General features: G+C 62.2%; 13 protein-coding genes. 5 read left to right on the top strand and 8 right to left on the bottom strand.

The annotated features are described in order from the left end of the window. Positions 1-6 precede the first annotated feature (6 nt). Positions 7-372 carry a hypothetical protein gene (locus WNZ15_RS19475; protein ID WP_342894677.1) on the top strand — a complete coding sequence of 122 codons (366 nt, stop codon included), beginning with the start codon at positions 7-9 and terminating at the stop codon, positions 370-372. A 331-nt stretch (positions 373-703) separates the two neighbouring features. Next, the gene (locus WNZ15_RS19470; RefSeq protein WP_342894676.1) at positions 704-1,381 is read left to right on the top strand and encodes a hypothetical protein; all 678 of its coding nucleotides are present in this window, start codon (positions 704-706) and stop codon (positions 1,379-1,381) included. A 316-nt stretch (positions 1,382-1,697) separates the two neighbouring features. Here the strand turns inward: WNZ15_RS19470 and WNZ15_RS19465 are convergent, their stop codons facing one another. The 6 genes from WNZ15_RS19465 to hmgA form a co-directional block, all read right to left on the bottom strand. Next, complete coding sequence (locus tag WNZ15_RS19465; RefSeq protein WP_342894675.1) at positions 1,698-1,940, bottom strand: DUF2783 domain-containing protein; 243 nt, start codon at positions 1,938-1,940, stop codon at positions 1,698-1,700. Next, a complete protein-coding gene (locus tag WNZ15_RS19460; RefSeq protein WP_342894674.1) occupies positions 1,937-3,568 on the bottom strand; it encodes an FAD-dependent oxidoreductase in 1,632 nt (543 codons plus the stop codon). The genes WNZ15_RS19465 and WNZ15_RS19460 overlap by 4 nt, the downstream gene beginning before the upstream one ends. Before the next feature lie 23 nt (positions 3,569-3,591). After that, a complete protein-coding gene (locus WNZ15_RS19455; RefSeq protein WP_342894673.1) occupies positions 3,592-4,116 on the bottom strand; it encodes a DinB family protein in 525 nt (174 codons plus the stop codon). Positions 4,117-4,120: 4 nt separating this feature from the next. Next, positions 4,121-5,080: an MBL fold metallo-hydrolase gene (locus WNZ15_RS19450; RefSeq protein ID WP_342894672.1), complete on the bottom strand. Its 960-nt coding sequence runs from the start codon at positions 5,078-5,080 to the stop codon at positions 4,121-4,123. A gap of 109 nt (positions 5,081-5,189) precedes the next feature. Next, a complete protein-coding gene (locus WNZ15_RS19445; RefSeq protein WP_342894671.1) occupies positions 5,190-6,206 on the bottom strand; it encodes a fumarylacetoacetate hydrolase family protein in 1,017 nt (338 codons plus the stop codon). 53 nt (positions 6,207-6,259) lie between these two features. Further along, positions 6,260-7,630: a homogentisate 1,2-dioxygenase gene (hmgA, locus tag WNZ15_RS19440; protein ID WP_342894670.1), complete on the bottom strand. Its 1,371-nt coding sequence runs from the start codon at positions 7,628-7,630 to the stop codon at positions 6,260-6,262. A 178-nt stretch (positions 7,631-7,808) separates the two neighbouring features. Between hmgA and WNZ15_RS19435 the strand changes: the two genes are divergently transcribed. Further along, the gene (locus tag WNZ15_RS19435) at positions 7,809-8,117 is read left to right on the top strand and encodes a hypothetical protein (protein ID WP_342894669.1); all 309 of its coding nucleotides are present in this window, start codon (positions 7,809-7,811) and stop codon (positions 8,115-8,117) included. Positions 8,118-8,372: 255 nt separating this feature from the next. Then, on the top strand, positions 8,373-9,917 hold the full coding sequence (locus tag WNZ15_RS19430; RefSeq protein WP_342894668.1) for a hypothetical protein: 1,545 nt from the start codon (positions 8,373-8,375) through the stop codon (positions 9,915-9,917). 141 nt (positions 9,918-10,058) lie between these two features. Here the strand turns inward: WNZ15_RS19430 and WNZ15_RS19425 are convergent, their stop codons facing one another. Beyond that, a complete protein-coding gene (locus tag WNZ15_RS19425) occupies positions 10,059-11,534 on the bottom strand; it encodes an ATP-binding protein (protein ID WP_342894667.1) in 1,476 nt (491 codons plus the stop codon). Positions 11,535-12,045: 511 nt separating this feature from the next. Here WNZ15_RS19425 and WNZ15_RS19420 point away from each other — a divergent pair. After that, positions 12,046-12,708: a cupin domain-containing protein gene (locus tag WNZ15_RS19420; RefSeq protein ID WP_342894666.1), complete on the top strand. Its 663-nt coding sequence runs from the start codon at positions 12,046-12,048 to the stop codon at positions 12,706-12,708. Here WNZ15_RS19420 and WNZ15_RS19415 read toward each other — a convergent pair. After that, positions 12,670-13,221 (bottom strand): DUF2867 domain-containing protein, encoded by a 552-nt coding sequence (locus tag WNZ15_RS19415; RefSeq protein WP_342894665.1) that lies wholly within the window; start codon positions 13,219-13,221, stop codon positions 12,670-12,672. The genes WNZ15_RS19420 and WNZ15_RS19415 overlap by 39 nt on opposite strands. Positions 13,222-13,548 lie beyond the last annotated feature (327 nt).

Genomic DNA, 13,548 nt, shown 5'->3' with positions numbered 1-13,548 from the left:
CGTAGAATGCTCATCGGACACGGCACTTTCACGCCCGGACAGGGCCATGAACTTGAGGGCACCTTCACCCTGACGCAACGTCCGGACGGGGTCCTCATGAAAGCCAGCATGGATTTCTTTTTCGATGGTTCACCAGGGCCGGGCTGGGCCTTGTCCAGGGGTGTTCCGAGCGACAGGGACGACCCGCTTACGCGGCAATTTGCGGCTGAGACGGACTTCTTGCGCCTGGCATGCAATCAACCAATTCGCGGCCCCCATTCGGGTTTGATCCGTCCGTCCATCGACATCGACGCGTTCGATACACTCTTCTTATGGTGTTACTCGATCCCGTTCATTCTGGGCGTCGGCAAGATCACAAGGACGGATCGATGACAGCGCTTGCTCTCGAATGCGCGGCCATGGCCAACCGGCTCACGTTGGTGTGCGCCGCAGTCACTCGCAGGCAGTCAGCAACGACCTGATGGATCGTGCCCCGGCGCACTTTGGACCAGGCACCAAACCCTGACCGGGGCCAGAGAACAACGCTGAACCCGGTGACGGAGGCAGTGTGCAAGACGGCCGATGGACCGAACCATCGGTGATTTTTCGGGGCTCACCACAATCGGAATGAAACAGAGCGCCCCACACGAGACTCATTGGAGGCTCCCAAGCTCTCGAAGGTGATAGCGAGCCAAAACAACAGGTGAACACAAGGAGACACTTTATGTCTGACACAGATATGGTACCAGCAAGATTTGTTCCGAAAAAAGCGCTGAACCGCGGTGTTTTCGTTGTCATTGCAATGGGAGCACTCGTTGTATGGGGCGCGAATTCAAAAGTCATCGAGATGAATTCCGAAGAAATTCCAGTCAGTCTCATGACGGTCCTTGGCACGGCCGCGGCACTGGCGTTGCTGTTGGAACGCGCTGTCGAAGTTTTGTTGTCGGTGATCTGCGGGCCACAGGAGATTGCCAACAAGACCAGGGAAACGGCCTTCAGAGCCGCTCAGTCCGCCAAGCTGTCCCACGAGCGGGCGATCCTGGAGTCACTGGCAACCCCGGATGAGCGGATTGCCTTTCTGTCCAGGGGTGGCGGTTCCAGGGATGCGTCCACACCGGATCCATTCAGCCCAGACGCAATTCGCGCGAGCTCAGAGGACGTCGCGCAGATCAAGATCACCAAACAGTATTTGTCCACCTTGATGCTGACCATTCTCGGCGGAGCTCTGTCAGCCGGCGGGTTCCGCATTCTGGCGCAAGTTTTTGGCACCGGGGAGCCCGGGGCGGATCCCCTCACCTCCGCATTGACGGTTCTGGACATTGTGGTGTCAACCCTTGTTCTGGGCGGAGGTGCACAAGGCATTCACGATCTCATTTCCAGGCTGAATCCTTCGGATCAATGAGCCTGGTGCACCGCGAGTGTCCTGTAGCGCCGGCCTGATCCTGCCGGACCGGAAGCAGAATCCGGGGCGCTACACGACCGGTGACCCAGCGGATGTTGCTGCAGCAGAGCATGATTTCATCAATCGTGACTGCCTGGTCCTCACCTCGACAACCATTTGGGCAAGCAGCAGTTCCGGTGTCTCAACCACCTCCCGAATGCGCTTGAACTGTTTGAAGCTCGCATATGCCAGGTAGGTCATCCATAGATCGCCAGGTCTTGCAGGGCACTCGGGGGTCACCCCGACAGCGGCAGGCTTCGGTGACCTGGTCGGAGCGTCAGGTGCTGCCGCGTCCCGCTGAAGCACCCGTCTGCGTCCCCCCGGGGGCCGGGCCGCGCGCGCGGGCCGCATCGAGCAGATGCTCCAGCACTGCGCCGTCGCCGATGCAGTTTGCCATCAGCAGGATCAGCCGGGCGTTGAGAGCATCGCTTTCCGGCTTGCTCAGGCCCTCATGGGCTTCCAGAAGGCGGGCGTAGAAATCGTCCGGATGGTCGAGATTCGGGGCGTTGGCGTCGGTCATGAAACGTCTCCCTGCTTGCCCGGTTGCCTTGCCAGGGCCGTTGCCAGAGCAGCGCGGACCGCGTCCGGGTCAAAGGCGGTCCAGCGCGCAGCCACGTGCTGATCGGGACGGATCAGGTAAACCGCCGCCGGTGCGCCACCCATATAGCGGTCCCTCAGTTCGGGGCCGATGCGGGCGCCGGACAGGGTCGTGCCCGTCACATGAAGGCCGTCGACACGGAGGTCGCCGGGCACCTCGGCGTCCAGGCCGAGCAGGCGGAAGCCACCGCCGATCCGCTCGAGCAGCCAGTCTTCTGCCAGCGGGGCATCCACCGCCGGGCTGCCCGGCCGCGTGCGCGCGGGCAAACCGGCCGCATCAGGGCCGTTGAGCGGCGATCCGTCATAGACCGCCGGCACGGACAGGCGCCCGGAATTCACCAGCGGGCGGGCGAAGGCGTGATGTTCGGACAGATCCAGCACCGCATCGCGGAAGATCCGGCTGATTTCCGATTTCGGCGTGATGAAGTCGGTCGAGCGGGTGCTCTGGCGGATGTTCTCGTCCGCGGCCAGCTCCCGCTCGAAGGTGTAGCTGTCCAGCAGGCTTTCCGGCGCCGTGCCGTCCAGCACCAGCTTCAGCTTCCAGCCGAGATTGTCGATGTCCTGAAAGCCGGAATTGGCGCCGCGCGCACCGAAGGGCGACACCTGGTGGGCGCTGTCGCCGGCGAAGACGACCCGGCCGTGCCGGAAGGTTTCCATGCGGCGGCACTGGAAGGTATAGATCGACACCCATTCCAGGTCGAAGTCGACATCGGGGCCGAGCATCTCCCTGAGTCGCGGAATGACGTTTTCCGGCCGCTTTTCCCTGTCCTTGTCGATGTCCCAGCCAAGCTGCAGGTCGATCCGCCAGACGCCGTCCGGCTGCTTGTGCAGCAGGGCCGACTGATCCTTGTTGAAGGGTGGGTCGAACCAGAACCAGCGTTCGGTCGGGAAATCGGCCTTCATGATCACGTCCGCGATCAGGAAATTGTCCTCGAACACCCGGCCGGCAAAATCAAGATCCAGCATCGCGCGCGCCGGCGAGCCGGCACCGTCACAGGCGATCAGCCAGTCTGCCTCAAGCTCATAGGCCCCGTCCGGCGTCTCGATGCTCACCAGCGTGTGGTCATCCCGGGACTGGAGATCGGCGACCTTGTTGCGGCCGCGGATCTCGACCGGCCGGCCTTCGGCCTGCAGCGCGCGGATGCGCTCCACCAGGTGCAACTCGCAGTAATATTGCTGCAGGTTGATGAAGGCAGGCCGTTTGTGGCCCTCCTCCGGCAGCAGGTTGAAATCATAGACCTCCCGATCGCCGAAAAACACCCTGCCCGCATTCCAGACGACGCCCTTGTCGACCATCTGGCCGCCACAGCCGAGCCGGTCGAAGATTTCAAGAGAACGCTTGGAAAAGCAGATCGCGCGCGAGCCGGTGCTGACCCTGTCATTGTCGTCCACGACGAGGACAGGCACATCCGCCTGCGCCAGATCGATCGCCATTGCGAGGCCGACAGGCCCCGCGCCGATGATCACGACGGGGCGGCGCACCGGTGCCGGTGCATCCTGATCCGGCGATCGCTTGTAAGGGTACAAGGGTACCTCGAACAGTTTTGTCACAGGTTTTCCTCCCGGTTCCTGCGTTAAAGGTATTTCTGCGCCGTCTCATGACGCTCGAATTCCAGAAAGAACTCGTCGAGTTGCGGCGGCCGGACACCGGTTCCGGCCAGCATGGCATGAGCCTGGCCCCGATGGTGGATCTGGTGCTGGAAGAGATGCAGAAGCGTGTTGGCGACGGTCTCGAAGAACACGCCTTGAGGCCCCCTGTCCTGGGCGACCGTCCGCTCCAGGTCCTCCGCGCGCAGGCCGTCGCAAAAGGCGATCAGCCTGCGGTCCGCTTCTTCCTGCGCGGCTTTCAGCCGTGCCGCGGTTTCCGGATGCGGCGCACCGAACACCGACCGCCCCTGCCCGCCTTCCTCAACGGCATCAAGATAATAGCGGTCGACCTCCAGATTGTGATTCAAGGTTTGCCGGATGGACGGGAAAAAACCCGTCCGATCCGCCTCGAACTCCTGCCGGGTGAGCAGACAGCAGGCTTCACACAGACGCCCGTTGGCGTAGGCATTGTTACGGGCCATCAGCCGCAGGTGATCGAGAGCCTTGCTCATGCGCCTAGCTCTGCAGATCCGCCCACATCTTCGCGTCGCGTTCCGCTGTCCAGATGCGCGGCGTGTCGATGTCGAGCGCCTCGTCGTAGGCGCGGGCGACATTGAACGGCAGACAATGTTCGTAGATGGCGTAGTCCTTGAATTTCGGATCGCAGGCGGCCCGGCAAGCATCCCAGGCTTCCTTCAGGGTCCCGCCGCGCCGGGCGACCCGTGCCACGGGGTCATAGGTGGAGCGGACAAAATCGGCGGTGGCGTCCAGCGCCGCATTGACCATGTCGGTGCCGACCAGAGCATCGCCGCGGCCCGGGGCGATGGCTTCCACATCGAAGGAGCGGATCGCTTCCAGCGTTTTCGGCCAGTCGTTGAAATGGCCGTCGCCGCAGTAGCAGGCCGAGTGGTATTCGACGATGTCACCGGTGAACATGACGTTCTCGTCCGGCACATGGATGACGATGTCGCCGGCCGTATGGGCGCGACCGAGGAAACGCAGATCCACCCGCCGCTTGCCGAGGTAGACGGTCATGCGGTCGTTGAAGGTGGTGGTCGGCCAGGTCAGCGGCGGGATGTCGTTGACGTTGTCATAACCCATGAAGAGACGCGGGAAGCGCATGAATTCGGATTCCCGGTCTTCCGCGCCGCGCTCCACGACCATGGACCGGGCCTTCTGGCTCATGATCACGGTCGGCGCCTTGTAGGCGGCGGCACCCAGCACGCGCACGGCGTGATAGTGGGTCAGCACCAGGTGGCTGATCGGCTTGTCGGTGACGGAACGGACTTTCTCGATCACCTTGTTGGCGAGTTCAGGGGTCGCCTGGGCCTCGACGATCATGACGCTGTCGTCGCCGATGATCACGCCGGTGTTCGGATCGCCCTCGGCGGTGAAGGCCCACAGGTCGCGGCCGATCTCGGTGAAGGAGATCTTCTTCTCGGCCATGTCTCCGGCGGATGCGAATTGTTTGCTCATTGGTTCTCCTGGGGCGTCTCGCCCGGGTTTCCTTGACGGTGCACTGTCTGGACGGCATTCGAGCACCCTCGGGCATCGGCGCGAGAGCCCTTTCCCGCGCTTGCGAGAGTTACTCTCCTCCGGCTTTCTCCACCGTCTGCTCGATCGCCCCGAAGATCGAATGGCCTTCGGCATCGAGCATTTCAATGCGGACCGTGTCGCCGAATTTCAGGAACGGGGTTTTCGCCGCACCCGTGTCGATGGTCTCGATCATGCGGATCTCGGCAATGCAGGAATAGCCGACACCGCCGTCCGCGACCGGCTTGCCCGGGCCGCCGTCCAGCTTGTTGGAGACCGTGCCGGAGCCGATGATGGTGCCGGCGCTCAAGGGACGGGTTCTGGCGGCATGGGCAATGAGCTGGCCGAAATCGAAGGTCATGTCGATGCCGGCATCGGCGCGCCCGAAGGCATCGCCGTTGAGGTCGACATTGAGCGGCAGATGCAGCTTTCCGTCCTTCCAGGCATCGCCGAGTTCATCGGGCGTGACCGCGACCGGAGAGAAGGCGGAAGACGGCTTGGACTGGAAGAAGCCGAAGCCCTTGCCCAGTTCCGCCGGGATCAGGCCGCGCAGGGACACATCGTTGACCAGCAGCACCAGGCGGATGGCCTCGCGCGCCTCCTGCGCGCCGATCCCCATCGGCACGTCGCCGGTGACGACCGCGATCTCGCCTTCCATGTCGATGCCCCAGGCCTCCTCGCGCATGGCGATCGGATCGCGCGGCGCCAGGAAGGTGTCGGACCCGCCCTGATACATCAGCGGGTCGGTCCAGAAACTCTCCGGCATCTTGGCACCGCGGGCCTTGCGCACCAGCTCGACGTGATTGACATAGGCCGAGCCGTCCGCCCACTGGTAGGCGCGCGGCAGCGGCGACAGAACGTCATGCTCGTGAAACCGGAGCGTCGGCACCGCCTCGTGAGAGAGGCTTTCGGAGAGCAGCTCCAGTTTCGGTGCCACCTGGTCCCAGGCGTCAAGGGCGGCCTGCAACGTCGGCGCGATGTGGCTCGCATCCGTGCACCAGGTCAGCCTGTCATTGACCACCACAAGCTTGCCGTCGCGGCTGCCATCCTTGAGCGTTGCCAGTTTCATTGTTTTTCAGCTCCCTTGTGAGCGACCAGCGACTTCTGCGTGCCTGCTGTGCCTCATTTATTCCAGTTTCCCTCTGGCGTTCCGTCGAATTTTTTCTCCAGGCTGTCCCAACAGTCAATGTAATTGTCCTGCAACGGCGCCTTGCCGGCGGCAAACCCTGTCAGGTGCTGGGGAAACCGGGTCTCGAACATGAAGGACATTGTGTTGTCGAGCTTCTCGGCCTTCAGGTCGGCATTGGAAGCACCTTCAAAGGCGTTCCTGTCCGGTCCGTGGGGCAGCATCATGTTGTGCAGGCTCATGCCACCGGGCACGAAGCCCTGCGGCTTGGCATCGTACTGGCCATAGATGTTGCCCATCAGCTCGGACATGATGTTCTTGTGATACCAGGGCGGCCGGAAAGTGTTTTCCGCCACCATCCAGCGTTCGCGGAACAGCACGAAGTCGATATTGGCGGTGCCCGGCACGCCGGACGGGGCCGTCAGCACGGTGAAGATCGACGGATCCGGATGATCGAACAGGATCGATCCGACCGGGCAGTAGGTCCTGAGATCGTATTTGCAGGGCGCGTAGTTGCCGTGCCAGGCAACCACATCCAGCGGTGAATGGCCGATTTTCGTTTCGTGAAACTGGCCGCACCATTTCACCGTCACCGTCGACGGTGTCTCCTTGTCCTCGAACCGGGCGACCGGCGTCTTGAAATCCCGGCGGTTGGCCATGCAGTTCGCGCCGATCGGGCCCCTGCCCGGCAGTTCGAATTTCTGGCCGTAGTTCTCGCAGACGAAGCCCCGGGCCGGGCCCTCGACACATTCGACGCGGTAGACCAGGCCGCGCGGCAGGATTGCAATCTCCTTCGGCTCCAGCTCGATCACGCCGAGCTCGGTGCAGAACCTGAGAATGCCCTCCTGCGGCACCACCAGCAACTCGCTGTCGGCGGAGAAGAAATACGCGTCCTCCATGGACGTCGTGACCAGGTAGATGTGGCTGGCCATGCCGACCTGGGTGTTGACGTCTCCCGCCGTGGTCATGGTGCGCATGCCGGTCAGCCAGGTCAGGTCCTCGTCGGAGTGCGGCACCGGGTCCCAGCGGTACTGGCCGAGGGAAATGACGTCCTCGCCTATGTCCGGCGCCGAGCGCCAATAAGGCAGATCGATCTTTTCGAAGCGGCCGGTGTGCTTGACGGAGGGGCGGATGCGATAACACCAGGTGCGTTCATTCTGATGGCTCGGCGCGGTAAATGCCGTTCCCGACAACTGTTCGCCGTAAAGTCCGTAAGCGCATTTCTGGGGGCTGTTCATGCCCTGGGGCAGCGCACCGGGCAGAGCTTCGGTTTCAAAATCGTTGCCGAAGCCCGGCATGTAACCCGAATCGGGCCCGTTCCGTCCGGTGTCCGCCCGCTTTCCACTGCTGTCCGTTCTCTGGTCCATCACGCTCCCTCCCGGTTCGGAGATGAAATTAGTTGCATCTGTAACCATTTATTTCGCGTGGATCAAGCCGGATTTCCGGTGCCGGGGATGCGCGGGATCCGCTTTCGGCATTTTGAGCACTTGCCTCACCGCGAAGGCTGGCGTAAAAAGAACAAACCATGAACTCTTGAGGTGACCAATGCGTCCGGCAATTCCGACACTTGAGAAATCCCGCGCGGTGCTGAGCGCGTGCGCGCCGCTGGCAGGTGCTGTGCCGACGACGGATGTCACCCCCGGAGACGTGCGCATGATGGCGCTTTACCTGCGCAAGGCGCGGGACCGGGCCTGTGCGATCCGCGACCGGTCACCCGGTGGAAGTTACCTGGAAAGCGTACTGACGCGCACGATCGACGGCATCACGCTGGAACTGTCGCAGCTTGAGTATCTTCTTGCCGGCAAGCCGGAGCTTGCCGAGCGAAACAAGCGGCGCATGCGGCCCGCGATCTGACTGCCTCCGGCGCAGAGCAATTGCAGTCGGCCACCACCAGACAGAGTGACAGGCACAAGTCCGGCGTTTCCGCCCGGGCAAGGCGCGCACGCTGCGCAGCAAATCGGTACATCGCGGCTGGAAGCCGGACTGGCCTGCGGGCCGCCGCCCGGCTTCGCAGCGCTGTCTGAAATGCCATGTATGGTTTTAATCATATCTACACTTATTAGTTTATATTTCCATCTATTGATTACTTAAGGTAGAGAGCTTCCAGTCATGACCGTACCTGCAATGCCACCCGCGACCCGATGGATCTACGTGCTGGGAAAACAGTTCCTGTACACCAGTCAAAATCCACCCAGCCCGACACCCGGCAACATCACCGAAGACCGGTTCATGATCCGCGGCGTCGCCGTGGATGCCGCGTCGGTGACCGCGTTGAAATATGACGACGTGCTTGCCGACCATCACTTTTCAACCATGAAGGCCATTTTCGACAAGGCCATCGACCTGAACATAAACTGTATTCGCGTCTATGCCCTCAATCCGAACTACAGCCATAAGCAGGCCATGGACCATCTGAAGGCTCATGGCATCTATGTCATGGTCGGCCTCGCCAGCGCCGAGAACTCCGTCCACCAGATGTCCGGCGCATACGATCAGGCAACATTCGTTCATGCCGCCCGCCTGGTCGACGAATTTCAGGCTTACGACAACACTTTCTGCTTCTCCGTGGGCAATGAAGTGAACTTTCCGGGTCAGCAGGCTGCCAATCTGAAAAAAGCCCACCCGGACAAGACCGACGCCGAGATCGCGCAATTGACGGTCGGCCTCGAATGCACCGTGGCCCAGGCCATGAAGTCCTTTGTGCGTGACGTGAAACATCACATCAAGAACCAGGGGTACCGTTCCATTCCTGTCGGCATGGCGATGCAGGATGGCCCGCAATCGTCCTGGACCAACAGCAACCCGCAGGCCTATCAGCGGGGCCTCATCGGAACCGACACCCTGCAACAGTATTATGCCGCCGGCACGAACGAAGCCGACCGTGCGGATTTCATCGGCATCAACAGCTATCGCTACGAAAGCGGCCAGGGTCCCGGCGGACTGAATGCCTATGACGGTCTGGCCGAAGAGGCCTCCAGGCTTCCGGTGCCGGTGTTCCTGTCGGAAAGCGGCGATATCGAGGGCCCGACACGCGACTGGAAAATCGCGCCCCATGTCTTCAAGACGGCGGCCCTGCGTGACCAGCTGTCGGGCCAGGTTGCGTTCCAGCTTCTGGATGAAGGCGCAGGCTACGGCCTGTACACGGTCTCGGAGAGTAGCAAGTCGGTCACCTTGACGCCGGCGAGCCAGACATCGGTCACGGATCTCACGAATGTCTTTCAGGAGTGTTTCACGACCCCGCCATATTTCGCCGCTGGCCAGCCGAACCACCCCACCAGCGCCCCGACCTCCTTCGGCAGCAACCCGGAAGTAACGCTCCCCAAAGGCTGGCCGGACCTGTTGACCCTCAAGACCTTCAGTCCGCCGACCACCGACATCACGGTCGAAAACTACAATACGACTTCGAAGATCCAGGTGGTCCAGCAGGTCAACGGCAGCCATCTGGTTCTGGGCGTGCTTCAGCCGGCGACATCTGCCACCAGCCCGACCAGCCGGACCATTCGGCTCTACAGCCAGACGGCAATCAATATCCAGTTCTACGACGCCAAAACCAAGAAATGGGATCAGGTCTGCGGCGTGCCTGCCAAGTCGGTCAAGGCCGGAAAAACCGTGAAGACCGATGTCAAATACGGCGGCGCATGCAATCTGGCGTGACCACCTGAAGCGGTTTCCGCTCAGTCCGGATGATTTGACGAGGAAAACCGGTTCGCCGGCGCAGCGTATCGCGCCTTGCCGGCGATCTGGCCGAAGTCCTTTTCAATGCGGCCTGAATGCACAAGTTTATGAGTTCGTACCCTAAGCCGCCGCCTCGTCGCCCGGCGCAGTCTGCCAGCCGAGATCGGTCAGGGTGACGATGCGGTTGCCGCGCAGGTCCGTCGCGCAGACGAGAAAGCCGCGTTCCTCCATGTGGCTCAGGAGCCAGCGGGCCCGGCCCGGCGAGCGCGTGCCGTAGGCGGTGGCGATTTCCAGGTTTCCGGGGCACGGCGCCTTTGCAAGTGCGGCCTTGGCCAGAAGCAGGTAGACCCCGCGCATGTCATCGGGCAGTTCAGCCGCAATCAGTTCGGCCTGCGCCCAGGCGCCGTCGTCCATTTCGCCTTTCTCGACCCCGGCCCGCGCTACCGAGAGCTTTTCGCGGAAGGATTGAAGATCCGGTGCACCGCCTGGAAGCTTGGCGATCCGGCAACGGACCTGGAAATCCTGATAGAGCGAGGCAATCGGCTGGAAGGCAGCGTCCTCCTCCTCCAGAATGCCCGCAATGATTTCCGCGATCTTTTCCTCACGCTCGCCGAAGTCGAGCAGGCTCTCGGCCGGCGGAACCTCCTCCGCGCCGGCCCGTTCCGCGCTGGTCAGCCGATCCAGAACCTCGCCGGTGGAGACGACCGGCTCGGCGAAACGCTGGCGCACCGGCTGCACCTCGCCGGCGCCCGGTGTGAAGATGAGATCCTTGGCTTCTTCCTTGGGCTGTTCCGGCAAGGGCATCAGCTTGTGGACGCCGCCCCGGCCCGCGGTTTCCACCGGACCGATCTTCACCGGCACCGGACGGCGCGACATGGCCGGCCCCAGCGCGATGAAATGCCCCCTGTCGAGATTGCGGAAACTTTCCGCCTGCCGCCGTTCCATGCCCAGCAGATCCGCGGCCCTGGCCATGTCGATGTCCAGAAAGGTCCGGCCCATCAGGAAATTGGACGCTTCGGCGGCGACATTCTTGGCCAGCTTTGCCAGCCGCTGTGTGGCGATGACACCGGCAAGGCCGCGCTTGCGGCCGCGGCACATGAGATTGGTCATGGCACCGAGGGACCGCCGCCGCGCCTCTTCGGTGACCTCACCGGCCGCCGCAGGGGCAAACAACTGCGCTTCGTCGACAACGACAACCATCGGATACCAGAGATCCCGGTCGGCATCGAAAAGGCCGTCCAGGAAGGTGGCAGCGGCTTTCATCTGGCGGTCGGCATCAAGACCTTCCAGATTGAGAATGACGGAGACCCGGTGCTGGCGCACGCGGGCCGCGATCATCTGCAGGTCCTTTTCCGTGCCGACGGCATCCACGACCACATGACCGAACTTGTCCGCGAGCGAGACGAAATCACCTTCGGGGTCGATGATCGCCTGCTGTACCCAGCTCGCCGACTGTTCCAGCAGCCGCCGCAGCAAATGCGATTTGCCCGATCCGGAATTGCCCTGAACCAGTAGCCGCGTTGCCAGCAGTTCCTCAAGGTCAAGTCCGGCCCGCGCGCCACCCGCCATTTCACCGATATCGATCTGAACCGTCATACGACCACTTTTCGTACAGCCCCGACAGCGCCGCGAAGCCTCCGTTCCCTGTTTTCATGCAGTGCGGTAGTCAGCACGATTCCGTGCACCATGCAAAGCCGGGAACGGATCCAACTGGCGTTTTCCCTGCATTCCACCGCTTTGCAACGCCTGGCCGGCCGGTTGTCCTGTCCCGCGCTATGCGGCAAAACATGGTTCGCCGGTCATAATACCAACCTCAACAAATAAGACGCCATCTGATGGCACTGTTCCTATTTGCCGTTCATGCGGTGCAACGCCGTCCGGCGGGCTGGAACAGGCCACCGAAGGACGTGTCTGGAGACTGTTCCGCGGCGTCGAAGGTCTTGGACGATAACCCATATCGCCCTGCAACCTGCTTCTTGCTGAACAGTCTCCAGACACGGTCAGACGGGTTCTTATTTGTTGAGGTTGGTATAAGGCTTTCAGGTCCCCTTTCCAAGTGCGGCCTTCGGCCCCATTTGATCGGGAGAGCAATAAGTGGGTGACCAGAATGAAGATACATGCCGATCTTTCGGAAAAAGCCGTCGTCGACAGCGCTGCGCTCGACTGGATTCCTTCCCCGATTGCCGGCGTGGAACGGCGCATGCTTGAGCGCGACGGTGAGGAAGTCGCCCGCGCGACCTCGCTCGTCAGATACGCTCCCGGCTCCGCCTTTTCCGCCCACGGCCATGACCTTGGCGAGGAGTTTCTGGTGCTGGACGGAGTCTTTTCCGACGAGAGCGGCGACTTTGCCAAAGGCATGTATGTGCGCAACCCACCAGGCTCGAGCCATGTGCCTGCCAGCGATCCGGGCGCCGTCATCCTGGTCAAGTTGCGGCAGATGCACCCGGACGACAAGGCTTTCGTGCGCGTCAATACGCTCGACCCAACCGGCTGGCAGGTCGGCCGGCCCGGCGAGAGCATCCTGCCGCTGCATGTGCGTCCGGACGAGGAAGTTGTCATGCTCGACTGGGAGCGCGGAGCCAGCTTCGACATGCAGGACTTTCCGGGCGGCGTCGAGTATTTTGTCGTCGAGGGCAGCTTCGAGGACCTTGACGGCCATTACGGCCAGGGCACCTGGCTGCGTCTGCCGCCGGGAAGCCGGCAGACGGTCAACACCTCGCATGGCGCGCGCCTATGGCGCAAGACCGGCCATCTGACCCCCGAGCGGTGACCGGACCGCCGTGTCCAGCAACGTGGTGGCCAACTTCCGGTGAAACGGAAGGATCAGCGCAAGGTAGAGATAACCGAAGACATTGTGCCGCTTGCAACAGGTCGCCGCGAAGAGCCGGGGCCGGTCGCCCGCCTGCCGGAACAGCGACAGGCGGAAATCCTGATGCCGGTCATCCTCGCCCAGAACAATCTCGTGCTCGCGCATGTCATAGATCCGGAAGAACCCGATCCGGTCTCCGGGCTGCCTGTCGGTGAGCGGCGCGGCCCGCTGGTCGCGGGCAAGGTCTGACGTTGTCTTCAGGCCGAGGGGAGCGACCAGCTTGTCGCGCAAGGCAATCAACGAGGTCATCCAGCCGATATCCGCATTGAGCATATGGTCGGCCAGAACGCGCATGTCGGCGGTCTGAAGATCCGTTCGCCCTTGGAGCGACACGGAAAACACATCCAGATAGTCTCCCCGCGCGACATACGCATTGAGGAGGCTTTTCGCCGGCAGTTCTTCGCTCTTGCTCATGGGGCACTCCGCCGATCCTGTTTTGGCACCGATCCTGTTTGGGTACTGTGCGCCGGTTCGCGGAAATACGCACTGGGCGGATTGCCGCAGCAGCAGCGTCCCGCGGTCTCGCGACGGCGTGCGCAGACAACCACCTGGGCTGAATATCGAGTGCGGACGGTTCCGGGAGACGAAGCGTATTCATCTTTATGACCGGATACGTTTTCGGGGATAATTGCGCTTCCGCGATCCTGTTGCCCGATGGCGCTGGTATGCTGGGGCGAACGGGAGTGCATTTTGACAGCAACGCGCTGGCCGGACATGCGACAACCATAGCCCTTCCTTATT

The organism is Roseibium sp. AS2, from assembly GCF_038900065.1.
Classification (GTDB): Bacteria; Pseudomonadota; Alphaproteobacteria; order Rhizobiales; family Stappiaceae; genus Roseibium.
This window is presented reverse-complemented; position numbering and strand designations above follow the sequence as displayed.

What these genes read in the sequence shown, in the direction of transcription:
- WNZ15_RS19425 (WP_342894667.1), bottom strand. Translation starts at nt 11,534, where the DNA reads ATGACGGTTCAGATCGATATCGGTGAAATGGCGGGTGGCGCGCGGGCC.
- hmgA (WP_342894670.1), bottom strand. Translation starts at nt 7,630, where the DNA reads ATGGACCAGAGAACGGACAGCAGTGGAAAGCGGGCGGACACCGGACGG.
- WNZ15_RS19420 (WP_342894666.1), top strand. Translation starts at nt 12,046, where the DNA reads ATGAAGATACATGCCGATCTTTCGGAAAAAGCCGTCGTCGACAGCGCT.
- WNZ15_RS19450 (WP_342894672.1), bottom strand. Translation starts at nt 5,080, where the DNA reads ATGAGCAAACAATTCGCATCCGCCGGAGACATGGCCGAGAAGAAGATC.
- WNZ15_RS19415 (WP_342894665.1), bottom strand. Translation starts at nt 13,221, where the DNA reads ATGAGCAAGAGCGAAGAACTGCCGGCGAAAAGCCTCCTCAATGCGTAT.
- WNZ15_RS19475 (WP_342894677.1), top strand. Translation starts at nt 7, where the DNA reads ATGCTCATCGGACACGGCACTTTCACGCCCGGACAGGGCCATGAACTT.
- WNZ15_RS19465 (WP_342894675.1), bottom strand. Translation starts at nt 1,940, where the DNA reads ATGACCGACGCCAACGCCCCGAATCTCGACCATCCGGACGATTTCTAC.
- WNZ15_RS19455 (WP_342894673.1), bottom strand. Translation starts at nt 4,116, where the DNA reads ATGAGCAAGGCTCTCGATCACCTGCGGCTGATGGCCCGTAACAATGCC.
- WNZ15_RS19445 (WP_342894671.1), bottom strand. Translation starts at nt 6,206, where the DNA reads ATGAAACTGGCAACGCTCAAGGATGGCAGCCGCGACGGCAAGCTTGTG.
- WNZ15_RS19470 (WP_342894676.1), top strand. Translation starts at nt 704, where the DNA reads ATGTCTGACACAGATATGGTACCAGCAAGATTTGTTCCGAAAAAAGCG.
- WNZ15_RS19430 (WP_342894668.1), top strand. Translation starts at nt 8,373, where the DNA reads ATGACCGTACCTGCAATGCCACCCGCGACCCGATGGATCTACGTGCTG.
- WNZ15_RS19435 (WP_342894669.1), top strand. Translation starts at nt 7,809, where the DNA reads ATGCGTCCGGCAATTCCGACACTTGAGAAATCCCGCGCGGTGCTGAGC.